Annotated in this window: 22 protein-coding genes; 14 read left to right on the forward strand and 8 right to left on the reverse strand. The window is 46.9% G+C overall.

The annotated features are described in order from the left end of the window. Window positions 1-129 precede the first annotated feature (129 nt). From R7V76_RS08655 to R7V76_RS08705, 11 genes are all read left to right on the forward strand, one after another. The gene (locus R7V76_RS08655; RefSeq protein WP_318092077.1) at window positions 130-1887 is read left to right on the forward strand and encodes a sensor histidine kinase; all 1758 of its coding nucleotides are present in this window, start codon (window positions 130-132) and stop codon (window positions 1885-1887) included. Next, complete coding sequence (locus tag R7V76_RS08660) at window positions 1887-2591, forward strand: helix-turn-helix domain-containing protein (protein ID WP_318092079.1); 705 nt, start codon at window positions 1887-1889, stop codon at window positions 2589-2591. The genes R7V76_RS08655 and R7V76_RS08660 overlap by 1 nt, the downstream gene beginning before the upstream one ends. 25 nt (window positions 2592-2616) lie before the next feature. Continuing rightward, entirely contained in the window at window positions 2617-3324 is a 708-nt protein-coding gene (gene deoD / locus R7V76_RS08665) for a purine-nucleoside phosphorylase (protein WP_012369495.1), read from the forward strand. Window positions 3325-3425: 101 nt separating this feature from the next. After that, on the forward strand, window positions 3426-4808 hold the full coding sequence (locus tag R7V76_RS08670; RefSeq protein ID WP_318092081.1) for an aldehyde dehydrogenase: 1383 nt from the start codon (window positions 3426-3428) through the stop codon (window positions 4806-4808). 69 nt (window positions 4809-4877) lie between these two features. Then, a complete protein-coding gene (locus R7V76_RS08675) occupies window positions 4878-6095 on the forward strand; it encodes a CDP-glycerol glycerophosphotransferase family protein (protein WP_318092082.1) in 1218 nt (405 codons plus the stop codon). After that, window positions 6092-6481 carry a glycerol-3-phosphate cytidylyltransferase gene (gene tagD / locus R7V76_RS08680; protein WP_318092084.1) on the forward strand — a complete coding sequence of 130 codons (390 nt, stop codon included), beginning with the start codon at window positions 6092-6094 and terminating at the stop codon, window positions 6479-6481. The genes R7V76_RS08675 and tagD overlap by 4 nt, the downstream gene beginning before the upstream one ends. Before the next feature lie 70 nt (window positions 6482-6551). Further along, window positions 6552-7679 (forward strand): CDP-glycerol glycerophosphotransferase family protein, encoded by a 1128-nt coding sequence (locus R7V76_RS08685; RefSeq protein WP_318092165.1) that lies wholly within the window; start codon window positions 6552-6554, stop codon window positions 7677-7679. A 162-nt stretch (window positions 7680-7841) separates the two neighbouring features. Then, a complete protein-coding gene (locus tag R7V76_RS08690) occupies window positions 7842-8549 on the forward strand; it encodes a Crp/Fnr family transcriptional regulator (protein ID WP_318092085.1) in 708 nt (235 codons plus the stop codon). A 318-nt stretch (window positions 8550-8867) separates the two neighbouring features. After that, the gene (locus R7V76_RS08695; protein WP_318092086.1) at window positions 8868-8981 is read left to right on the forward strand and encodes a cytochrome C oxidase subunit II; all 114 of its coding nucleotides are present in this window, start codon (window positions 8868-8870) and stop codon (window positions 8979-8981) included. Between the two features lie 12 nt (window positions 8982-8993). Then, window positions 8994-9464: a cytochrome c oxidase subunit II gene (locus tag R7V76_RS08700; RefSeq protein WP_318092087.1), complete on the forward strand. Its 471-nt coding sequence runs from the start codon at window positions 8994-8996 to the stop codon at window positions 9462-9464. Then, on the forward strand, window positions 9465-11156 hold the full coding sequence (locus R7V76_RS08705) for a b(o/a)3-type cytochrome-c oxidase subunit 1 (protein WP_318092088.1): 1692 nt from the start codon (window positions 9465-9467) through the stop codon (window positions 11154-11156). Between the two features lie 105 nt (window positions 11157-11261). Here the strand turns inward: R7V76_RS08705 and R7V76_RS08710 are convergent, their stop codons facing one another. The 5 genes from R7V76_RS08710 to R7V76_RS08730 are packed head-to-tail and all read right to left on the reverse strand — an operon-like array spanning window position 11262 to window position 14751. Next, complete coding sequence (locus R7V76_RS08710) at window positions 11262-11891, reverse strand: response regulator transcription factor (protein WP_012369504.1); 630 nt, start codon at window positions 11889-11891, stop codon at window positions 11262-11264. Then, entirely contained in the window at window positions 11888-12913 is a 1026-nt protein-coding gene (locus tag R7V76_RS08715; RefSeq protein WP_318092089.1) for a sensor histidine kinase, read from the reverse strand. Before R7V76_RS08715 ends, R7V76_RS08710 begins: the two co-directional genes overlap by 4 nt. Beyond that, a complete protein-coding gene (gene liaF, locus R7V76_RS08720) occupies window positions 12910-13629 on the reverse strand; it encodes a cell wall-active antibiotics response protein LiaF (protein ID WP_012369506.1) in 720 nt (239 codons plus the stop codon). The genes R7V76_RS08715 and liaF overlap by 4 nt, the downstream gene beginning before the upstream one ends. 59 nt (window positions 13630-13688) lie before the next feature. Continuing rightward, a complete protein-coding gene (locus tag R7V76_RS08725; RefSeq protein ID WP_318092090.1) occupies window positions 13689-14312 on the reverse strand; it encodes a PspA/IM30 family protein in 624 nt (207 codons plus the stop codon). 58 nt (window positions 14313-14370) lie between these two features. After that, window positions 14371-14751 (reverse strand): lmo0954 family membrane protein, encoded by a 381-nt coding sequence (locus tag R7V76_RS08730; RefSeq protein WP_318092091.1) that lies wholly within the window; start codon window positions 14749-14751, stop codon window positions 14371-14373. A gap of 271 nt (window positions 14752-15022) precedes the next feature. Here R7V76_RS08730 and rsgA point away from each other — a divergent pair, with 271 nt between their 5' ends. After that, a complete protein-coding gene (rsgA, locus tag R7V76_RS08735; RefSeq protein ID WP_318092092.1) occupies window positions 15023-16072 on the forward strand; it encodes a ribosome small subunit-dependent GTPase A in 1050 nt (349 codons plus the stop codon). A 78-nt stretch (window positions 16073-16150) separates the two neighbouring features. Here rsgA and abc-f read toward each other — a convergent pair whose 3' ends face one another. The 3 genes from abc-f to pflB all read right to left on the reverse strand — a co-directional run bounded on the left by abc-f (window position 16151) and on the right by pflB (window position 21089). Continuing rightward, a complete protein-coding gene (gene abc-f / locus R7V76_RS08740) occupies window positions 16151-17821 on the reverse strand; it encodes a ribosomal protection-like ABC-F family protein (RefSeq protein WP_318092093.1) in 1671 nt (556 codons plus the stop codon). Between the two features lie 271 nt (window positions 17822-18092). Then, window positions 18093-18815: a pyruvate formate-lyase-activating protein gene (pflA, locus tag R7V76_RS08745; protein ID WP_318092094.1), complete on the reverse strand. Its 723-nt coding sequence runs from the start codon at window positions 18813-18815 to the stop codon at window positions 18093-18095. 24 nt (window positions 18816-18839) lie between these two features. After that, complete coding sequence (pflB, locus tag R7V76_RS08750; RefSeq protein ID WP_318092095.1) at window positions 18840-21089, reverse strand: formate C-acetyltransferase; 2250 nt, start codon at window positions 21087-21089, stop codon at window positions 18840-18842. Window positions 21090-21436: 347 nt separating this feature from the next. Here pflB and R7V76_RS08755 point away from each other — a divergent pair, with 347 nt between their 5' ends. Beyond that, window positions 21437-21868: a hypothetical protein gene (locus R7V76_RS08755; RefSeq protein WP_318092096.1), complete on the forward strand. Its 432-nt coding sequence runs from the start codon at window positions 21437-21439 to the stop codon at window positions 21866-21868. A 37-nt stretch (window positions 21869-21905) separates the two neighbouring features. Then, the gene (locus R7V76_RS08760) at window positions 21906-23072 is read left to right on the forward strand and encodes a DEAD/DEAH box helicase (RefSeq protein ID WP_318092097.1); all 1167 of its coding nucleotides are present in this window, start codon (window positions 21906-21908) and stop codon (window positions 23070-23072) included. Window positions 23073-23120: the final 48 nt, after the last annotated feature.

Genomic DNA, 23120 nt, shown 5'->3' on the forward strand with positions numbered 1-23120 from the left:
AGTATTGTTTTTCAGTCGATATAAATTGGAGTAAATGATAGCGGGTACAAACAAATAAAAGACATACATGTAAGCGGATACAGCTGTGCTATACTACTTATTAGAAGAAAAAGGATGGAGGAGACGGCGATGAAGAGCATCCGAACACGTTTGATCCGACTTGTCGTCTTAGCAATTCTGATTCCGACGACGCTTGCTACATCAGCTTCTTATCTCTATGTGCGCCACCAGAACATCGAGCAGGCGGAACGTTCAAGCTTGAGCGGTCTGAAAAGAGGAAGTAACCAAATCAGTCATTATATGGAAGATGTAAGACGGTTGCCGACAAGTTTGTATGCCAACCGCTCCTTGCTCAATATCATGAACGTCGGCGCAGATGCCGAGCTCAGTGAATCGGAAGGTGTGATTTCACGGGCGTTGCTCGGACTTTTTTTATCAAGACAAGACATTGAGCAGCTTCATTTTGTCATCTTAAAAGGAAATTCGGAGTACTCGGTCTATAACATGAAAACATCAAGCCGGGGAAAGTTTGATTGGCTGCAGGAGACCGATTATTTTCGTTTGATGAAACAAAAAAACGGATGGCTGATTGATCCGGCACATCAGATTGCCGCCTATAATACACATACGATGATTTTGGATGAGAAAGAAATCGTCAGCTTCCGTTATCGGATCAATCGGGTGGAAACGGATAAACCGCTCGGTTTTCTTTCAGTCGACATTCCGACGAGTGTCTTTGAACAACAATTAAAGCTGTTCGAAAATTTTCCCGGTGAATCGCTTTGGCTGTTGAATGGAAACCAACTGATTGCGAAGACAGGCAAAGAACTTCCGGTCACGAATGACCGATTGACGGGCAAGAGCGGGAGCATGCGCGTCGGAGACTCCTTTATCGTATATGCCAAAACGATAACACAAGGTGTTCCCATTACATTGGTCAAGACGACCCCATATGCATCGGTCGTCAAAGGTGCCAATGAAACGGCGCTGATTTTAATTTTGATCGGGATCGGCTCATTAGTCTTGATGATTATCGCAGCCAGTCTTGCAGCACTTGAAATCACAAAACCGATCAAGCAGCTGACAGCAAACGTTTGGCGTGTCGAACAGGGGGATTTATCGGCACAATTCGTTGCGACGACCAACGATGAAATCGGGTTGCTGAATCGGCAGTTCCAGCGGATGATTCAACGAATCGACCGGCTGATTAAACGGGAATACCGTCTGGCGCTTGAAAACCGGACAAACGAATTGCGGGCTTTACAATCTCAATTGAATCCTCATTTTTTGTTTAATGCCTTGCAATCGATTGGAACAACGACATTACAGGGTGACCGGAAAATCGCATATCGTTCGATTACAGGACTGTCGCAGATGATGCGTTATTCCATGAATAATGAACAGACGATTGTCACGCTGAAGCAGGAGGTCGATCATCTTCAATCTTATATGCGTCTTCAGCAGCAACGTTTTCCGGATCGGTTCCGTTATATCGTCGATGTACCGTGGCACATGAATTCGATTGAAGTCCCGAAGATGATTTTACAACCCTTTGCTGAAAATTATTTTAAGCATGCGTTTAATCAACAGACAGATGCGACAGAAAATTACCTCGCCTATAAAGTCAGAAACGATGGGGACCAGCTCATCATTCAAGTCGAAAACAGCGGTTCAGTCATGGAAGCAACAAAACTGGAAAGTATTGATCAAACAATGCGAATGCACCGCCGACCGGAAGACCGTCAAACGTCCGGAATCGGTCTTCACAACATCTACGAACGTCTATTAATCTTTTATGGAGAAGAAGCCAGCATGATCCTGCAGTCTCCGGCTGAAGGTGGTTTTAGAATCGTCATTCGAATTCCCGTTGAACAGGAGGAACTATGATGAATGTATTGATCGTAGACGACGAAAAACATGTGCGCGACGCGGTGAAATTGCTTGGAGAGTGGGATACCTGGCAGATTGATAACATCTTTGAGGCGGATGACGGGGTCACTGCCAAACGTTTTTTGGAACAGGAAAAAATCGATTTGATGTTGACGGATGTCGAAATGCCCGGACTCGACGGACTAAGTTTACTCGAATGGACAAAAAATCATCATCCAAAGGTCGTCACGATTGTATTGACAGGGTATGATGATTATACGTATATGCGTCGGGCGATTTTGCACCAATCGTTTGATTACTTACTTAAGCCGATTGATCCTGATATTTTGAATGACGCTCTCGGGCGCGCTATGGAATTGATCGGTCCTGTTCAAGAACAAGGCGAAGCGATTGATCAAATTGCAAAATACATTTCGACACATTATGCGGAAGAACTAACGCTTCAACTCATGAGTGAACGCTTTTATTTAAGTCGGGAATATATTTCAAGACGATTCAAACAGCGTTTTTCCGTTAATCTATCGGATTATATTCAAACCATCCGTTTAAATCGGGCAAAAGAATTGTTGGGTGAGACGGATGCCCGGATTTACGAGATTGCGCTGGAAGTCGGATACCATGATGATAAATATTTTCGGAAAGTCTTTAAAAAGCAATTCGGAATGACTCCGAACGAGTTCCGAGAGTTGTTGTCGGTTTAGTCACTATTTAGAGGAGGAATCGTACATGAGCGTACACATTAACGCAGCAGAAGGTCAGATTGCAGAAACCGTATTACTTCCAGGAGATCCACTTCGTGCAAAATATATTGCCGATACATTTTTAGAGGACGTCGTTCTTTATAACGAAGTCCGCGGAATGTATGGTTTTACAGGGACGTATAAAGGTAAAAAAGTTTCGGTTCAAGGAACTGGTATGGGTGTTCCTTCGATGTCGATTTACGCCAATGAACTCGTTCAATCATATGGCGCAAAAAACCTGATTCGTGTCGGTACTGCCGGCGGAATTACACCGGACGTTAAAGTTCGCGACGTCGTCATCGCCATGAGTGCATCACACGATATGGCACAAAACCGCGTCCGCTTCAACGGACTCGATTACGCGCCGACAGCATCGTTTGACTTATTGCACAAAGCGTATATGACAGCGAAAGAACACGGAATCGACGCAAAAGTGGGTCAAATCTTTACGACGGATCAATTTTATCAAGATGATTTCCATCACTTTAAAAAATGGGCGGACTTCGGTTGCCTCGCAATCGAGATGGAAGCGGCAGGTCTCTACACACTTGCGGCCAAACATAAAGTCAATGCCTTGACGATCTTGACGATTTCCGATCACTTGTTGACGGGTGAAGAGACAACAGCGGAAGAACGTCAAACGACGTTTAACGACATGATGAAAGTCGCACTTGAAACAGCCATCCAACTGTAAACGAAAGGCGGAGAAAAGACTCTCCGCTTTTTTTATTTGCCCTGACAGCTATGGTAGAATGAGAAGGTAGAAATGAATGAGCTCACAAGGGGGATTTAAGGATGGGATTGACGACAACGGGATTGGATGTAGCACGTCAGGTCGAAGTACAACGGGGTTTCTTTAAGACAGGTGCGACACGAAGCATTGCTTTTCGTTTAAGTATGTTGACGTTCTTGAAACAAGCAATTGAAACACATGAAGCAGCCATTTACGATGCCTTGAAAGTCGACTTGAATAAAGGACGTCAAGACGCTTTTACGACAGAAATCGGTTTTGTCTACGGCGAAATCAATCGGATGGAAAAACAATTACGCCGTCTTGCGAAGCCGCGCCGTGTCGGGACGCCATTGTTGCATTTCGGCTCGAAAAGTGAAATCCGTTTTGAGCCTTACGGAAACGTTCTTGTCATCGCACCTTGGAATTATCCCTTCCAACTTGCCCTTGCCCCTGTCGTAGGTGCGATTGCGGCTGGGAATACCGTTGTTCTAAAGCCTTCGGAATTGACGCCAAACGTCTCGCGTGTATTACGCGAAGTGTTTGAGACGGCGTTTCACGAACGTTTTGGTGTCGTGATCGAAGGTGACGCAGAAGTAAGTACAGCCGTGTTGGAAGAAAAGTTTGATTATATCTTCTTTACCGGCTCGACCCGTGTCGGTAAAATCGTGCATCAAGCAGCAGCCAAACATTTAACACCGGTCACGCTTGAACTGGGCGGCAAGTCTCCGACGATTATCCACAAAGATGCAGATTTAAGACTCGCGGCCAAACGGATTGCCTGGGGGAAATGGTTAAATGCCGGTCAAACGTGTATCGCTCCGGACTATGTTTTCGTTCATCGGGACGTACAGGAAACATTTCTTCGTTTGATTGAAGAAGAGGCGTTCTCCCAGTATGGCAACGGAGTGGGCGTGGGATCTTATGTCAAAATCGTTTCGGATGGCCACTTGGAACGATTGACAGGATATCTCGAACAAGGAAACATCGAGTTCGGCGGACAAGTCGATCCGGAAACAAGAAAAATGGCTCCGACCGTCATGACGAACGTTCCTCTTGATTCGAAATTGATGCAAGAAGAAATCTTTGGTCCGATTTTACCGGTGCTCGTATATGACGAAATCGAAGATGTCATCACCTTTGTTACGGATCGTGACAAACCTCTGGCCCTTTATTTATTTACAGAAAACGAATTCGTTAAGGAACGTGTCTTGAACCGGATTTCCTTTGGCGGCGGATGCGTGAACGATACACTCATGCATGTCGCACAGCATAATTTACCGTTTGGCGGTGTCGGTGCCAGTGGAATCGGCGGATATCACGGCAAATATAGTTTCGAAACGTTCAGCCATCAAAAAGGTCTGGTGCACAATACGACGAAGTTTGATTTACCATTCCGTTATATGCGTTCAAATACTGATTCCAAATGGATGCGCTTTTTGTTATAATAGCTGAGGTTTGATTTATATGAAGTGCTATAAAAAGTAAATTTTTTGTTAAATTAAGGAGTACAAGTTTTGAAACGTCAACTACGTCAGTGGATTAAGAAAACGAAACTGGTCGAAACGGGATTGCACCTTGTGATGCGGTTGTTTGTTTGTTTGCCGGTTCATCAAAATCGTTTCCTGTTCGAAAGCTTTTTGGGGAAACAATACAGCGACAATCCACGTGCCATTTATGAAGCATTAAAACAAGAACATCCGGAACTTGAGTTGATTTTCAGTAAAGATCGACAGAGTGTATTAACGGATCCGACGGTGCAGACAGTCAATCGAATGACGATTCGCTGGATTTATCTGCTTGCTACATCGCGCGTCTGGATTTCTAACAGCAGGCTTCCTTCCTGGTTGTTCAAACGAAAAGGGACGCTCTATTTACAGACGTGGCATGGAACGCCGCTCAAAAAACTGGCGCTCGACATGGATGATGTGCAGATGGCCGATACGACGACAGAACGCTATAAACGTGATTTTGCGCGCGAGGCAGCGAAGTGGGACCTGTTGATTTCACCGAATGCCTATTCAAGTAAAATCTTCAGGCAAGCATTTGATTTTACAGGAGAGTTACTTGAAATCGGTTATCCGCGGAATGACCTGTTTTACCAGAAGGACCGGCATCCGGAAATCCTTGAACGTGTCTATTCCCATTACCAAATGGATCGGGGTAAAAAAATCATTCTGTACGCGCCGACTTGGCGGGATAATGAGTACGCGGCGCAAGGCTCCTATTCCTTTACGCTCCCGTTTTCGTTGGACCAGTTTGAAAAACGGTTTGGGACGGAGTATACGCTCTTGATTCGGATGCATTATTTAGTGGCGGATCAAGTGGATACGTCAGCTTATCCGTCTGTCCGGAATGCATCGGATTATCCGGACATTTCAGATTTATATATCGCAGCGGATGCCATGATTACGGATTACTCATCCGTCATGTTTGATTATGCCCATCTGAAACGACCGATGATTTTTTACACGTATGATTTAGAACATTATCGGGATCAACTGCGCGGATTCTATTTTGATTTTGAGCAGGAAGCCCCGGGTCCGCTCGTTTTACAGCAATCACGGCTATTTGAAGAGATTGACCGGTTGCACGAATGGAGTAATCGATACGGCGCAAAATTCTCTGCATTTGAAAAGAAATTTTGCCAGTGGGATGACGGAACCGCGTCTGTACAAGCCTATCAACGTCTGTTGCAACCTGTCAGCAATCAGCATAAAGGAGAATTATCATGAAAAAAATCATCACGTACGGCACATTTGATTTACTACATTGGGGGCACATCAACATCCTCAAACGCGCAAAGGAAATGGGCGATTATTTAGTCGTTGCAATTTCAACAGACGAGTTCAATCGTTTGAAACACAAAGAATCCTATCACAGCTTCGAAAACCGTAAATTGATTTTGGAAGCGATTCGTTACGTTGACGAAGTCATTGCGGAAAACGATTGGAACCAGAAAATTACGGATGTACAAGAACATCAAATCGATACATTCGTCATGGGTGACGACTGGGCCGGCGAATTCGATTTCTTGAAAGAATATTGTGAAGTCGTTTACCTTAGCCGGACGGAAGGCATTTCGACAAGCCAGATTAAAACGGAGTTAGGAAAAGGTTGATGAAAAAAGACCACACCTCGCGTGCGGTCTTTCTTCATGGAAAGGAGGGAGTAACGTGAGAGAGAGTATCGTGCAAATCTATTTGCTGCTTTTTCGGATTTTCTATCGAACCTTCTGCTTGTTACCTCTGAGACCGGTAACGCTCTTTTGGGTCACTTACGGTGATAACGTGAAACCGATTAATGATGCGCTCCTCACGGAATTCCCGAAAGAGAAACGGTATCTGGTGTATGATAAAAAATTTGTGAAAAACCCGGAAGCCTGGTTGGCAGAATATGCTTTGCCTTACCGCAGACTGCGTTTTATTCGACTGGCTTATCTTCTCGCGACATCGAAACACCTATTCATCGATAACTATATCGGTGAATACAGTGTCGCTCCGATCCGTCAGGGGACAAAACGGATTCAGTTATGGCATGCTGCAGGAACGTTAAAAAAATTCGGATTGACGTCATCGAGGAGTTTGATGGTGCCGAAACATGTTCTGCGTCGTTTCAAACGGGTGTATCAACGTTATGGGGATTTCATCGTACCTGGAGAAGCGTGTGCGAGACAACTCATGGCACCGCACGATCTTCCCCGGACAGTTTTCAAAACATTGGGTGTTCCCCGGACGGATTATTGGTTTAACGAGCAACATCAGACCGTAAAAAAACAACTTTCCGACATTTATGCTAAACCGAAGCGGCGTATTCTATTATATGCACCGACTTACCGGGAATATAATGGGATGGAAGGACAGACGGTTCGTCAACTCGAACAATTGACTGATCAAGGATGGACGATTCTCGTCAAATTACATCCGACGGTCCGTTCCATGTTCACGCATCAAAAAACGCATGTCCATTTCGTGACAGATGAATATTCAATCAATGATTACTTACTAATTACCGACGTATTGGTAACCGATTATTCCTCGATTCCTTTTGAAAGTTGTCTACTCGGTGTTCCGACCGTTCTGTATACACCGGACATCGACACGTATCGGCAAATTCCCGGTATCATCGATTCCTATCCGGATCCGTTACCGGTCACTTGGACCGATCAGTTTGAGATCATGTTGAACTGGATTAATTCGGATGTATCATTGCAGGAAAGTCGAATAGCGATGGAACAATTCAAAACGATCTGGTATACGGAACAACCTGGGCAAGCAACGCGCCGGATTGTCGATCATTATTATCGAAAAGGACGCTGAAGCTAAAAATGACCTCTGTTTTTAAACGAACAGAAGTCATTTTTTTATCTATCTTTTTTTGTGAAAAGGTGAACAATGTTTGACAATCTTTTGAAAAAACGTTTTTTTGAACTGTGATGTTTTATACTAGGGACAGAAGGAATCAGGAAAGGAGAATGCGAAATGCTTGCTTGCGGAACGACTGAAGCCAATACGTTTGTCTTATCGGCAGAAACACGAATGATACTGGAAGACTTCATGACAGAGGTGACGTTTAAAAAGGATTCCATCGTTTGTTGGGAAGGTGAGTTAAACGATAAGTTGTTTTACGTGAAGCAGGGTGGTGTCAAACTATCGAAACTGACGAAAAAAGGCAGTCCTTTAATGATGTTTTTATACTTTAAAGGAGATTTGTTCGGTGAGTTTGATGTCGGTGAAGCATTTCCCAGTTCTTATAGCATTGAAACGATGGAAGACAGTATATTGGGTGTCATTTCGAAAAGTAAGCTTGAGGAATTGATGAAGCAGGATGGTGTGTTTGCCTTGGAAATCATGCGCTGGCAAGCCTTGATGCGGAAGCAGTCCGAAACGAAATTGCGTGACTTGTTATTGTTCGGGAAACAAGGGGCACTGGCTTCAACCTTACTTCGTTTGATTGCCATGCATGGGAAACAAGTCGCGAACGATTACGTCATATCCAAACGACCGTCCGACAGCGAACTCGGTCAGTTGATCGGGGCACCACGTGAAACGGTCAATCGTATGTTTTCCCAGTGGAAAAAAGACAAGGTCATTTCATCGACGACAACCAAAATCATCGTCCATGATGCGAACTATTTAAGAGATTTGTGTCATTGTGAAGGATGCCCGGTAGGGGTGTGCCGGATTTAATAAATGAACCGAGGGACTGAGTCAGTCTCTCCGACGAAAAGGGTGGCAGATGACAATTCTGCCGCCTTTTTTTCGTTTAAACAGGAATCACTCTTTTGACGCGACTCTTACAGGATAGAGCGTAAAAGAACGGGTGATTCCTGTTGGAGTCGGTTCCTTTTTTGGTTCTTTAGTAATATGTGAACTTTATGTGTGTTTTTAGAAGAGAAAGCGCGAAATCGTCACAAATGGTGTGACATTTATCACGTTCTCGATGGATCTGTCTTTTCTAGAATAAAGACAAGACGTCAAGTTGAAATGAGAAGGGAGCCGGGCATTATGAGCAGTAAACCAGAGTCGAATTTATCAGGCACGATCGTCGCCGTCTTTATTGTTGCTTCAGTCATCATCGGGATGTGGGGATCGATTTTTCTATTATTTAGTTCGAGATAAGGAGGAAAGACAATGCACATTCATCGTTTGGAGAAAATTTGGTTGGTGTTTGGCTGTGTGATGTTAACCGTTTTTTTAGTCATCATCGGTATTTCTGCTTTCGCCTCAGGCAATCAACCACCGTCCGATGCTACGTTGATTGATCCGACACAAGTGGATCAGACCAAACCATTTGATAAACCGGGCTTAAAAAAAATTGACGACAACCGCTATGAAGCGGTCATGGTATCACAAGCATTTCAATTTACTCCGCAGGACATGGTCATCAAAAAAGGAGCGACGGTGGATTTTCTCGTGACGTCAAAAGATGTCGTTCACGGTTTTGAAATCGTTAAGACGAACGTCAATATGATGGTCGTACCCGGTCATATCAATTCGATTGAATACACCTTTAAAAAAGCCGGAGACTATTTGATTGTCTGTAATGAATATTGCGGAAGCGGTCATCATATGATGTCAACAAAAATTAAGGTGGTGGAGTAAATGAATGCCATTTCCAAGAAGTTAAAGGAGTTTGAGATGGAGCGTGGTCTTCCTGCGACAGCCATTGGATTGAAGGAAGCCAAACTGGCCTTTGCCCATGTCAGCTTTTCGCTGGTGGCGTTGCTGATTGGTGGATTATGCGGGCTGTTGCAAACCCTCGTCCGGACAGGTGTCATTCCGGAAATTGCAGGCGTTGGTTATTACGAATTGTTGACTGCCCACGGACTGATGCTGGCGATTGTGTTTACGACCTTATTTATTTTCGGATTATTATTTGCCTTTTTAGGACAATCATTTGGTCGTTTTGAGGAATTACCAAGACGTCTCGGTTGGGTCGGCTTTTGGTTCATGATGCTTGGTGTCGTCCTTGTCACTTGGATGGTCCTTGCAGGAGAAGCTTCGGTTTTATATACCTTTTATGCACCGTTAAAAGCGCACCCGGTGTTCTATATCGGACTCGTCATCTTCGTTGTCGGGACCTGGATCTCTTCAGGTGCGATGTTCCGGATGTACGCGGATTATAAACGGGAGCATCAGGGCGTCCATCCGCCGCTGCAGGCCTATATGAGTATCATGACAGTGTTATTGTGGGTGGTTGCGACGCTTGGTGTCGCTGCAACGATTCTGTTTCAACTGTTACCGTTATCACTCGGTTGGACGGACAAAGTCGGGATTGAGTTGTCCCGGACACTCTTTTGGTACTTCGGGCATCCGCTGGTGTATTTTTGGCTGTTACCGGCGTATATCGTCTGGTATACCGTCATTCCAAAAATCGTCGGTGGAAAGATTTTTTCTGATGCCTTGGCCCGGATGTCCTTTTTACTATTCTTACTGTTTTCTTTCCCGGTAGGATTTCATCATCAATTGCTGGAGCCGGGTATCTCCGCCTTTTGGAAATACATTCAGGTCGTTCTTACGTTTCTCGTCATCATTCCGTCACTCATGACAGCCTTCTCGATGTTTGCAACCTTTGAACTGGCAGGACGCCGACAAGGTGCAAGCGGATTATTCGGGTGGATCAAGAAAATGCCGTATCGGGACGTTCGCTTTTTAGCACCGTTCATTGGGATGTTATTTTTCATTCCGGCCGGAGCCGGCGGGGTCATCAATGCGTCCCATCAATTAAACATCGTCGTCCATAACACACTGTGGGTGACAGGACATTTTCATATCACAGTCGGAGCGGCCGTTGCACTGACGTTTTTTGGAACGGCCTACTGGCTAGTTCCGTTGCTCAGAGGGCGGACGTTGACGAAACAAATCAATCGGATCGGACTGGTTCAAACGATGTTATGGACGATTGGTATGCTGTTTATGTCGACAGCGATGCACATCTCAGGACTGCTCGGTAATCCGAGACGGACCGGCCCTGCGGCTTACTTCAAGGATTCTCTTGTCGCAGACTGGATTCCGTACCATGTAGCGATGGCGATCGGCGGAACGATTTTATTCCTATCGATTCTGCTGTTCTTATTTGCGATGTTCCAGCTCGCTTTCCGGGCACCGAAAGGAACGGAAGAATTTCCTGTCGCTGAAACAGAAGAAGCGGCAATGCAGACGCCGCTGTTCTTCGAGAATTGGAAACTTTGGATTTTCGTGACGTTTGCCTTGATTGCGTTTGCCTATACGGTTCCGATTTGGCATATGATTGAAAATGCGCCACCGGGTGCGCCGGGCTGGAAACTCTGGTGACCCAACTAAAAACAACAAATGACCGGGTTCCTCCTGTATCACAAGAGGAACCCGGTCATTTTTATCGAGTATAAGAGCACTGTTAAGTATAAAAAATATTAAAGATCACTTGACGATATTGTGTTTAAAGGCATAAACGACAGCTTGCGTCCGGTCGACGACGTCGAGCTTCGACAAGATGTTCGACACGTGTGTTTTGACGGTCTTCAGCGAAATGAACAGTTCATCGGCAATTTCTTGGTTTGCCATTCCGCGTGCCATCAACTGTAAAACTTCCTGTTCACGTTCTGTTAAATCATCGTGCAGGTGACTGGTCGGTTTCCGTAACCGTTCCATCATCTTGCCAGTGACCTGAGCCGCCATGACGGATTGACCATCTGCTGTTTTACGGATTGCTTCCGCAATTTCAAAGGCACTTGCTGTTTTTAAGACGTAACTCATTGCACCGGCTTCGATGACCGGATAGACTTTTTCATCATCCAAAAAGCTTGTGACGACTAAAATCTTTGCTTCTGGCCATTCTTTTCGAATCAAACGTGTTCCTTCGACCCCGTCCACCGGTTCCATGACTAAATCCATTAAAACGACATCAGGACGATGTTTCAGCGCAAGCTCGGCACCTGCTTGGCCATCCGATGCTTCTGCGACGACCTCGATATCCGGTTGAGTGGACAAAAAGGCAGAAACACCCGCACGGACCATTTCGTGATCATCGACTAATAACACTCGTATCATACTTGCACCATCCGATCTTTTCTTAATTTTACTTCAATTTGTGTTCCTTGTCCCGGAACACTGACAAGGCGGATTGTTCCACCCATCTCAGCCGTTCGTTCCCGCATCGAGTTGATGCCGTAAGAAGCGAGTTTTTTCTCATCGACGACGAAGCCGACACCGTCATCATTCATGCTTAAAATGACCGTATCATTAAATTGACGCAACTCGATGTCCATATGTGACGCTTTTGCATGGCGTAATGCGTTGGTCAACCCTTCTTGAACGATCCGGAACAATTCGTTTTCAATCGGGCGGGGCAGTTCAATGGGTTCAAGCTTCCAACTGAGTTCGGTTGACTGCTTTCTCGATAATTCTTCCAACAATTGAGTCAGACCTTGCTGAAGGGTCATCCCTTCCAGTTCGACCGGGCGCAGCTGCAACAATAAAGAACGCATTTCCGACTGTGCCGTCTGGGCCATCGTTTCGACCAAATCGATTTGTTTGGCTGCTGTTTCCGGTTGCGTCAGGATCGTCTGTTTGGCGGCTGTCGTCATCATCGAGATGGCATACAGTTGCTGGGAGACGGAATCGTGTAAATCACGGGCAAGGCGCTTGCGTTCTTCTGTAATCGCCTGAATTCGGACTTGTTCGATATGTTGCGGACGGGTACTGATTTTTTGAACGGTTTCAACCTGTTCATCAATTCGTTTCCCGATGCGTGACAGACGTGTCAGCGTATGGAAATAGGGACCGTTGACAATCGTCACTTCTTTTCCCTGCTCCAGTTCAATAATGGCCGTAGTGACTCTCTTGAAATCACGCCGTAAAAAGAAATAATGGATACTGCCAACTGCCAGGGGCAACAGAAGCGATAAGCCGATGACCAGCAGGAAAACAGGAAAGTCCTGTTGACGGACGAAAAGTACATGCCAATTGACTTGGCGTGTACTTAAAAATAATAACGTCGTCATCACGGCCGTCAAAAAACCGGTCATCACCTGAAGTGCGATGACACCAAGCGGAAATTGATCGCGTTTCATATCGAGGTCACCTCCACATTCCCGATGCCAAGCATGACATGAATCCGGACTTTCCGGACAGCCTCGTCATATTCGGGGGCCCGGTATTGGATCCGGCGGTTGAAGAAAGTCGGAATACGACGGACATCGGTTTTGACACTCCCGAAACCGATTGATGTGTCGAGCGTGTAATCATAACCGGACGGTAATAAGATTCGGACATCACCGACGACACCACTGACAACAATCAGTGTCTCGCCTTCCGGAACATAAGCATGCGTCAAATCGATTTCGAGATCACGAACGATGAATTGTTCGCTCAAATCTTTTAGGACATAGGGAAGTTCCTGTTGTGTCGCAAACGAATAGGCCGGTTGAATTTTAATCCCTTCCTCTTCATAGAGGCTCGGTGAAATTTTTGAGAAGAAAAATTCCCGGACAGAGTGACGGGTGACGAGAATGATTCCGAGATACAGCAGAATGCCGGCGATGACGAATCCGATCGCTGCTGAACTGAGAACGACACCGGCTAAGATGATTGTACCAACGATATAAAACAGAATAGCCAGTTTTTCATGATTTCTTTTTCGGAAATGAATCCCGACATAGTACAGGAGGAAAGGGAAGAGAACTCCGAATAACACGTTCCCCGCGCCTGTCATCAAATCATAAAATAGTCCGAGAGCAAACAGGATCGACACGTAGCCGACTAGTTGTTTTGTACTTAATCGTCGCACGGGCAATCTCCTTCCTGACATGACAAAGGGAGGCAAGAATGCCTCCTTCGTCCAAATACTTATTTTTGGAATCGACGTTCGAGATCGGCGATCCGCGCATCGATATCATCTTCTGCGATCGGAGCTTCCTCTTCCTTCGATTCAGGTTCTTCTGTTGTGAATGGATGTTGTTCTTGTTTAATAGTAGCATTTGGTTCGCGTTCTAGCACCTGGTTCATCTTTGATTTTAAATTTGATACGTTTTCCCGCATCATCCATTCATACCGTTTGTTTTGTAAGTCTTCAAGCTTCAGTTTCAATTCCAGTGCTTCCCGTTCGAGCTGATTCAATTCACGTTTCGTTTCGACGATCAGTTCTTCAAAGAAACGGAATTGTTCCCCGTAATGCTTCGACTCGATGGCAGCCCGTTCCGCCAGTTCCTGTTCGCCTGCTTCTTTGGCGATTTCGACCTGTGCAAAACGTTTGTCCGCCAGTTCCTTTGCTTCATTTTGCTTTTGTGTCAATTCGACGAGTAATGTCCGTTGACGTTCGAGTAAACGATCGATTTCTTTTAAGTCCGATTCGGTTGTCCGGATGTGACGGACCAGCTTTTTAGCGGGTGCTTCCCCTTGATCCGCTGCTTTCTTGACTTCTGTCATCATCTGATTCGCAAATTCGTTTAATTGATCAAATACATTTTTCATTAAAAATTCCTCCTTGGATGTTAAATCTACGTAATATGTTTAAATAACACGGAATGACTCAGTAACGGTTTTTGTCGAGATCTTTCCAGTCAGCTTCAAAGTGTGCCGATGAGGCCTTGCGACGACGGGCGAACAGTTGGTTTAAATCGACCCGTTGCATTTTCATACGCATGTATCCGATGTAAAGTGCCAGTGCGGCGGCGATTCCTAAAACGGCCCAAATGTTCGATAAGGCAAAACCGATGCCGATTGCTGCGAGCAGTCCAAATCCGATTTTCGCAAAAACATTTGACGTTTGGATAAACTTACTGATGGCATAAAAAGCGAGCAGTGCACCGAGCCCGAGTCCGATCATATGCGGTAATGTACCGATGACGACAGCGAGAAGGGCAAGACCGGCAAGTGCCATCAAGACCTGTTTTCCTTTTGATTGCTTCATGATGAAGCCTCCTTTTTCTTGATACTCTTATCTTAAGGGAAGAAGAGAAGAGACACGACGCCCTTCGGACCGGAATCGTCTCCGACTTGAGGCGGAGTAGGGAAGTCTGACTTTAACGATTCTGCTAGGTCGGCAAAATGAGATATGGTAAAATACGGCTATAAGAAACGAGAGGAGTGGTGTTTTTATGTATGCAATCAGCCACGTGAAAGAAAACCGTATCGGAACACAGGGAGGGGTTTCCCTCCCTTAAATCAGAGGAGGAAACCATTTGAACGAATGGGGTAAAGTACCGGCGCATGAAGCCGGAACAAATGAACAGTTAGGCCGTGTAACAGCAGTCTTTCAAAAACAGTACCGTGTGATGACGACTGACGGGGAAACGCTAAGTGAATTATCCGGAAAGCTGCGGTTTGAAGCGTTAACGAAAGCTGAACTGCCGGCCGTCGGGGACTGGGTGATTCAGAGCGGACGAGAAGCCGGTAAGGGACGGATCGAACGTGTTTTGCCGCGGAGTACGCAATTTTCCAGAAAAGCAGCCGGAACGGAAACCGAGGAACAGGTGATTTGTGCGAATGTCGATATTGCATTACTCGTCATGGCATTTGGGCACGATTTTAACGTTCGTCGCCTGGAACGCTATTTGACGGTCGCATGGGAAGCAGGCGCCACACCCGTGATCGTCTTAACGAAAAAGAGTCTGACGACGTCCGCTGACGAATTCCTGTCAGAAGTGGAGGCAGTTGCCTTTGGTACACCGTATTTTGCTGTCGACTCGCTGACCGGAGAAGGTTTGGATGATTTACGTGAAGCATTGCGACCAAACGAGACGATCGTTCTCGTCGGATCATCCGGTGTCGGGAAGTCAACGCTCGTCAATGCGTTGGCGGAAGAACAGTTGATGGAAACGGGCGGCGTCCGCGAAGATGATGAACGGGGCCGGCATACGACGACACACCGGGAGCTGAAACGGTTGTCGAGCGGATTGTTACTCGTTGATACACCGGGGATGCGGGAGCTTGGACTATGGGACGGAACGGACGGATTGACGTCCACCTTCTCGGATATCGAGAAGCTGGCGGAATCCTGCCGTTTCCGGGATTGTCAGCACGGCGAAGAACCGGGCTGTGCCGTCCAAGCGGCGCTGACGGAAGGCATGCTGTCACATGAACGGTGGGACAGTTTCCTGAAACTGAAGCGCGAAGTTGCCTATGCAGAACGGAAGCAAAACGCGGCTCTTCAGGCGGCGGAAAAAGAAAAGTGGAAGAAAATTCACAAACAGGCACAGGCACGGACGAAATTAAAATATCAAAAGCGATGATGGAATGTAGTAATAGAACGAAACGAACGACGCCTTTCTGATGAATCAGAGAGGCGTCGTTCGTTTCGTTGAAAGCAGTTAATCAAAATCAATCGTTCCCGTCAAATCATCAAGACGCTTTAAATCGTATTGAATGGCTTGAATGTCACTGGGCTGCTGTTCCCGCAATCGTTTTGTATCGACTGGATGAACGGTCGCATCCCCATCTAAAGTGATGGTCCGGTTCGAGAGACGATCATTAAAATAACGATCATGCGAAACAAATAACAGTTCACCCGGAAAGACATCAAGGGCGGCTTCAATTTGTTCACGGGTCGTCAAATCCAGATAGTTGGTCGGTTCATCCAAAATCAACAAACGGGCACCGGAAAAGTAAAGTCGTAAGAAAGCAACCCGGCATCGCTCTCCCATGCTGGCTTCAGCAATCGGTTTATACACCTGATCCCGGCGAAACAGAAAACACGCAAGTAGCGTCCGGGCATCGGTTTCGGAAATCGTCGTCTCCTGCAGTAACGCATCGAGCAGGGAACCGTCAGTCGGTAAATCGGAAAGAGACTGTGAAAAGTAGCCGATTGTCAGGGCAGGATGGCGCGTGATTGTTCCTTCCGTCGGAGCGAGCTCTCCTTGAATCAGCCGTAGCAGGGTCGTCTTGCCGGAGCCGTTCCGACCGATGACGGCAATCCGGTCACCTTGGTGCATGGAAAAGGTCAGTTTTTTAAATAACGTCCGACCATCATACGAAAAAGCGACATCGTCTAGCGTAAACAGTTGTTTGGCGGCAAAGGATGCTGCTTCGAAGGCTACATGGACGGAAGAAGGGTTTTCCGGTTTGGCGACCCGGTGATCGAGTGTCTGTTCGAGTTGTTTTTCTTTTGCCTTAAATTTCTTGGCTTGTTTCGCCGCTTTTTTCTTGGCGTAAGGATCCCGTTCGCTGGCGTGAGCAACAGCCTGTTGATGCCAGTTTTGATACTTGGTGATCATCCGCTTGAGTTCCTTCCGTGTTTTTTCCTGCTTTTCATACTCGCGTTCCTGCGTCAGGCGTTCCTGTTCTTTTTGCTGACGATATGCTTGATAATTACCTTTGTAGCGTGTCGCTTGATGCGGTGTCAGTTCGATGATAGCATCGGCTGTCGCATCGATGAAAGCCCGCTCATGCGAGACATAAAAAATAGTGATCGCTGTCTGATTGATCCAGTTGATCAACCAATCAAGCGTTTCCGAATCCAAATGATTGGTCGGTTCATCGAGCAGGATGAAATCAGGCTGTTTGACCAACAGACAGGCCAACTGAATCCGGGTCTGTTCACCGCCGCTGAGTGTATCAAACGAATGAAGCCAGACATGTTCAGGTAACTGGACTTCTTTTAAAGCCCGTGCCGCATCCGCCTCAAGAGAAAACGCATCGAGATCGAGTGCCGTTTGGTAGATTTCAAGTGAAGAGGCATGTAGCGCCGCTTCCCGCGCCTGATACCGGAGTCGGTCGGCTTGTTCGACGAGCCGGATGGCAGGTGCACTTGAGGTGAGATGCTGGGCGACGTGACCGATCGTCGTATAGCCGCGGAAGATGTTTCCCTCCGTCGGTTGAAGCTGTTTTAAAATCAGCTGGAAGAGTGTCGTTTTACCGACACCATTGGCACCGACTAAAGCAACATGTTCACCGGGACGGATCGAAAATGAAATGTGTTGAAACAGCGTCTGCTCTGGAAGATCAAAGCAGACATCATGAATGGATAAGATTTCAGCAGGCATAGGTTCAGCTCCTTTGGGGTTCATTTCAAATTGTGATGAAATGAAAACACACCATCCGAAAGCGAGCGGATGGTGTGCAGGAGTGCAAATCAAAGAAGGTATATCCCGCATGGCGGAAATACCGAAAATGAGCAGACTCGTAGCGTCAGTCATCCGCAACTCATTGCGAAAGTGATGAATTCTTTCATCATTAGACAGTAGCGAGTAAATGCTTCATTTCGGTATTGTACCTCCTGTTCATAGACTATGTGCTCAGTGTAGCAATTTGTCGTCAGCAAAACAAGTAAGAATCAAGCAGAGTTTGTGCAGCCGCAGCTTCTTCCGGACTCGGCGGCAGAACATCCGCCAATGGATAGTCAAGGCCGAGTGCTTCCCATTTGTAGACGCCAAGCTGATGATAAGGCAGGACTTCGACCCGTTCGACATTCCCGAGTGTCCGGATGAATTCGCCGGTCTGTCGAAGGAACGTCTCCGTCATCGTCAAACCGGGCACGAGGACGTGACGGATCCAGACTGGGATGTTCCGCTCCGCCAATCGTTTGGCAAAGGCAAGGGTATTGGCATTACTCCGCCCGGTCAGAATCCGGCAGGTGGCATCATCGATATGTTTAATATCAAGTAAAACAAGATCCGTATAGTCGAGAATCCGGTCAATATTTTTTGGGACGACCGAACCGGCCGTATCGATGACGGTATGCAATCCTTTTTGCTTGGCTTCCCGAAGTGCGGCTTCAAGGAACTCCGGCTGGGCAAGGGGTTCACCGCCGGAAAACGTGATGCCGCCGCCTGTTGCGTCAAAGAAGGAGCGGTAACTTTCCGCTTCTTCAATGATTTCCGTTGCCGAGACGGAACGACCGCATCCGAATTCCCACGTATCCGCATTATGGCAGTATTGGCAACGTAAAGGACAGCCTTGTGTGAAGACGATAAAGCGAATGCCGGGTCCGTCGACCGTACCGCAGGATTCAACAGAATGAATCGTTCCGTGTGTCATGGTTATTCCATCCTTTCTCTTCCGTTAAAGTGCACCGTGGAATGTCCGGTTGATGACGTCGATTTGTTGTTCGCGGGTCAATTTGATGAAGTTGACGGCGTAACCGGAAACCCGGATTGTCAACTGGGGATAAAGTTCCGGATGTTCCATCGCGTCAAGCAACGTTTCCCGGTCAAAGACGTTGACGTTTAAGTGATGTCCTTTTGAAGTAGTTCCGCCCATATAGCCGTCGAGCAGTCCGACCGTATTGCGGATTCGTGTCGGTTCATCTTTCCCTAGGGCTTTCGGGACAATCGAGAACGTATAAGAGATGCCGTCAAGTGCGTGTTCGTACGGTAATTTGCCGACGGATGTCAACGCAGCGACAGCCCCCTTCGTATCGCGTCCGTGCATCGGATTGGCGCCCGGTGCGAACGGTTCACCGGCCCGGCGTCCGTCCGGTGTGTTACCGGTTTTTTTGCCGTAGACGACGTTTGAAGTGATCGTCAGGACGGATTGAGTCGGTAAAGCATCACGGTACGTCGGATGTTTCCGGATTTTTTCCATGAACAGTTTGACGAGATCAACGGCCATCTGATCGACACGTTCATCGTTATTGCCGAATTTCGGGAAGTCACCTTCGATTTTAAAATCAACCGCAATTCCGTCAGCATCGCGGATCGGGGAGACGGTAGCGTAACGGATCGCAGACAGGCTGTCGGCGACGACGGACAGACCGGCAATACCGCAAGCCATCGTCCGTAAGATTTCCGGATCGTGTAATGCCATTTCGAGACGTTCGTAACTGTATTTATCATGCATGAAGTGGATGACATTCAATGTATTGACATAAAGTTCCGCCAACCAGTCGAGCTGGCGGTCGTAAGCGGCCATGACCGTCTCATAATCCAGGACGTCATCGAGAATCAAGTCGGTTTTTGGAGCGACCTGCATTTTGAGTTTTTCATCCATACCGCCGTTTAACGTGTAGAGTAATGCTTTTGCCAGGTTCGCCCGTGCTCCGAAAAATTGCATCTGTTTCCCGATTTTCATCGCGGAAACACAACACGCGATGCCGTAGTCATCGCCATAAATCGGCAGCATCAAATCATCGTTCTCATACTGAATCGAACTGGAGAGAATCGACATTTTGGCACAGAATTCTTTGAAACCGCGCGGCAGTTTGATGGACCAAAGCACCGTCAGATTCGGTTCGGGTGCCGGACCGAGATTGACGAGTGTCTGCAGGAAACGGAACGAACTTTTAGTTACGTTGGAGCGGCCGTCCTCACTCATTCCGCCGATTGATTCTGTGACCCAGGTCGGGTCGCCGGAGAATAGATCATTATAATCCGGTGTCCGGAGGAATTTGACGATCCGCAGTTTCATGACAAAATGATCAACAAGTTCCTGTGCTGTTTGTTCCGTCAAACGACCGCTCTGTAAATCCCGTTCAATGTAAATATCCAGGAACGTCGAGACGCGGCCGAGTGACATCGCGGCTCCGTTTTGCTCTTTAATGGCAGCGAGATAAGCCAGGTATACCCATTGGAACGCTTCCTGAGCAGTTTCCGCCGGACGGGATAAATCACAGTCATACCGTTGTCCGAGTTCAGTCAGTTCCTGCAAGGCCCGGATTTGTTCGTTCATCTCTTCGCGGTCGCGAATCATTGATTCGGACAGGAAGCCGCCACGGTCCTGTAAATCCTGTTTCCGCTGTGCGATCAGGAAGGAGGTACCGTACAGGGCAACACGTCGGTAGTCACCGATGATCCGGCCGCGTCCGTATGCATCGGGAAGACCGGTGATGATCCCGGCTTTACGGGCGGCACGCATTTCAGGAGTATACGCATCGAATACGCCTTGGTTATGTGTTTTCCGGTATTCACTGAACGTTTTTGTCACGATAGGGTCCGATTGGAAGCCATAGGCTTCCAAGGCATCATTGACCATCCGGATGCCGCCGTTCGGATGAATCGACCGTTTGAACGGTTCATCGGTTTGCAGGCCGACGATTTGTTCAAGCTCACGGTTGAGGTAACCCGGACCATGTGACAGAATCGTTGAAGGTGTCGAGGCATCGACGGCATAGACACCGCCGCGTAAACGTTCTTCACTTGTTAAATTCATGATTTGTTGCCACAGTGTTTCGGTAGCAACGGTAGGGCCGGCGAGAAACTGATCGTCCCCCCGGTACTCTGTCCGGTTGCGGCGAATGAAATCAGCCACGTCAATCTGATTGTTCCACGTGCCTGTTTCGAATTGTTGCCATGCTGGTGTTTTTTCAAGTAACATCACGAACACTCCTTTGGTTGTAAGGTGAACAGTACAAGATACATCCCTTATGTGAATAGTGTAACAAACATAAAGCCGGAAGAGTTTTACATCCCGGTGAAAGCGTAGAAGACTTGAAAAACGTTGGTATAAAAGGGATTCTTCAAATGTGTACCAGTGGACGAAAGATGTCCGGAAAACAGAGAAAGGTCGAAAACTAGCCGTTTTTTCAAATCTGTATCACTATTTTTATTCTGTTCTAAACAAGACAGTTTGAATCGTGATAAAAGTCACACCGGGTTATCTTGTATTTTTATGACGTATCGTTGACAATGAAAAAGGGAATATAGACCGTGGAGGTGCATAAAATGGATTTTTCAATGCTGGAAGACCGTGCCGATTATAGAGCAGGTGATTGGGTGACGTTAAAGGTATCAACTGAAGGAACGCCGCGAACGGGTATGATTACGGAGTTTGAGGAAGACGGCTTTTGGATTCGTTTTGAAGATGACTTTGATTTTGAAGACTTCATCGGATACAACGAAAAATACTTGGCGAAGCTGATCCGTCGTCCGAGTGATGTCCGGTCTGATTATCCGGTACTCAGTCAGTTTCCGAAACTGGCGGATGAACTTCAAGACCGTGTCATTCAAGGGTTCGATATTTTGACGGAAGAAATAAAAAGTGACCAGGAAGTGGTATATCATATCCGGCTGATCGACGCCGGAAACGAATATACGCAAACGTTACGCGGGATGCGTGACGAAACGAACGATCAATTTGAATATGTCACAGACTGATGCAGAAGAGAGTAGGAGAATACACGTTATGGACTTTATGAAACCTTTTATTACGGAAGCATGGGAACGCGCCCGCTTCGAAAAAATGATGCCGGTTCAAGAACAGGCAATTCCATTATTACGCGAACGAAAAGATGTTTTAGTCGAAGCACCGACCGGAACCGGGAAAACATTAGCCTATGTCATCCCGGCACTGGAATTGATTGATGAAAATGAGCCGCATATCCAAGTCGTGATTACCGCACCGACACGTGAACTGGTCATGCAGATTCATCAAGTCATTCAACTGTTTTCGCAAGGAAGCGGCATTAAATCCGGTGCCTTCATCGGCGGTGTCGAACTTAAACGCCAGCACGAACGATTGAAGAAAAAACCGCAAATCATCGTCGGGACACCTGGACGTCTCGTTGAACTGATTGACTCTAAAAAAATGAAGATGCATAAAGTGAAACTGATTGTTTTGGATGAAGCCGATCAGATTTATGAAAGCGGCATGAGTGCTTCGGCAACACGTATTGCCAACAGTGCATTGCGTGATCGTCAGCTGGCATTCATCTCGGCGACGTTGCCGGAACGAACGGCTGAATGGGGCAAAACGTTATTTGCGAACGAGCCGGAACGGATTAAAGTAGAACGTGTCATGAGTACGCAAGTGAAGTTCGGTTATATCGAGATGTCACGCCGCCTCAAACCGGAATACTTGCGCCGCCTGGCCAACATGCAGGGAGCAAAAGTGTTGACGTTCATCAACAATCGTTCATTCCTCGGACCGTTAAACGGCGAATTGAGTAAGTTCTCCTTAAAGTACCGGATTCTTGACGCCGAAAAAGGAAAACGCGAACGGATGGAGACGCTTCGTTCATATAAACGCGGAGAGTTCCCTTTACTTGTCACGACGGGGCTTGCAGCCCGTGGACTCGACATCGAAGCGGTCACTCATGTCGTTCATTATGATTTACCCGAATCCTTCGATGATTTCGTTCACCGTTCAGGACGGACAGGACGCGGGAATGCATCCGGTATGGTCCTTGCTCTTGTGACGGATCACGATTTGAAACACCTGAAGACATTGACTAAACAAATGGGTGTGGAACTAGAAGAAATGGAGATTTACCGTGGGGAAGTGATTCCGAAACGGGAAGAAACTGAACCAAAAACCATTAAACGCCCGGCGAACCCACACCGGAAAGGACCGACACGATGAAAAGCGAGCGAAAGATCATTCCTTTTCCAACGACCGTATCGGAAGCGG

It is taken from the genome of Exiguobacterium artemiae (assembly GCF_033342815.1).
GTDB classification, from domain to species: Bacteria; Bacillota; Bacilli; order Exiguobacteriales; family Exiguobacteriaceae; genus Exiguobacterium_A; species Exiguobacterium_A artemiae_A.

Bases quoted from the DNA above. Each gene is read 5' to 3' on its own strand.
- R7V76_RS08655 (WP_318092077.1), top strand. From the start codon at position 130: ATGAAGAGCATCCGAACACGTTTGATCCGACTTGTCGTCTTAGCAATT.
- R7V76_RS08660 (WP_318092079.1), top strand. From the start codon at position 1,887: ATGAATGTATTGATCGTAGACGACGAAAAACATGTGCGCGACGCGGTG.
- deoD (WP_012369495.1), top strand. From the start codon at position 2,617: ATGAGCGTACACATTAACGCAGCAGAAGGTCAGATTGCAGAAACCGTA.
- R7V76_RS08670 (WP_318092081.1), top strand. From the start codon at position 3,426: ATGGGATTGACGACAACGGGATTGGATGTAGCACGTCAGGTCGAAGTA.
- tagD (WP_318092084.1), top strand. From the start codon at position 6,092: ATGAAAAAAATCATCACGTACGGCACATTTGATTTACTACATTGGGGG.
- R7V76_RS08690 (WP_318092085.1), top strand. From the start codon at position 7,842: ATGCTTGCTTGCGGAACGACTGAAGCCAATACGTTTGTCTTATCGGCA.
- R7V76_RS08695 (WP_318092086.1), top strand. From the start codon at position 8,868: ATGAGCAGTAAACCAGAGTCGAATTTATCAGGCACGATCGTCGCCGTC.
- R7V76_RS08700 (WP_318092087.1), top strand. From the start codon at position 8,994: ATGCACATTCATCGTTTGGAGAAAATTTGGTTGGTGTTTGGCTGTGTG.
- R7V76_RS08705 (WP_318092088.1), top strand. From the start codon at position 9,465: ATGAATGCCATTTCCAAGAAGTTAAAGGAGTTTGAGATGGAGCGTGGT.
- R7V76_RS08710 (WP_012369504.1), bottom strand. From the start codon at position 11,891: ATGATACGAGTGTTATTAGTCGATGATCACGAAATGGTCCGTGCGGGT.
- R7V76_RS08715 (WP_318092089.1), bottom strand. From the start codon at position 12,913: ATGAAACGCGATCAATTTCCGCTTGGTGTCATCGCACTTCAGGTGATG.
- R7V76_RS08725 (WP_318092090.1), bottom strand. From the start codon at position 14,312: ATGAAAAATGTATTTGATCAATTAAACGAATTTGCGAATCAGATGATG.
- R7V76_RS08730 (WP_318092091.1), bottom strand. From the start codon at position 14,751: ATGAAGCAATCAAAAGGAAAACAGGTCTTGATGGCACTTGCCGGTCTT.
- abc-f (WP_318092093.1), bottom strand. From the start codon at position 17,821: ATGCCTGCTGAAATCTTATCCATTCATGATGTCTGCTTTGATCTTCCA.
- pflA (WP_318092094.1), bottom strand. From the start codon at position 18,815: ATGACACACGGAACGATTCATTCTGTTGAATCCTGCGGTACGGTCGAC.
- pflB (WP_318092095.1), bottom strand. From the start codon at position 21,089: ATGTTACTTGAAAAAACACCAGCATGGCAACAATTCGAAACAGGCACG.
- R7V76_RS08755 (WP_318092096.1), top strand. From the start codon at position 21,437: ATGGATTTTTCAATGCTGGAAGACCGTGCCGATTATAGAGCAGGTGAT.
- R7V76_RS08760 (WP_318092097.1), top strand. From the start codon at position 21,906: ATGAAACCTTTTATTACGGAAGCATGGGAACGCGCCCGCTTCGAAAAA.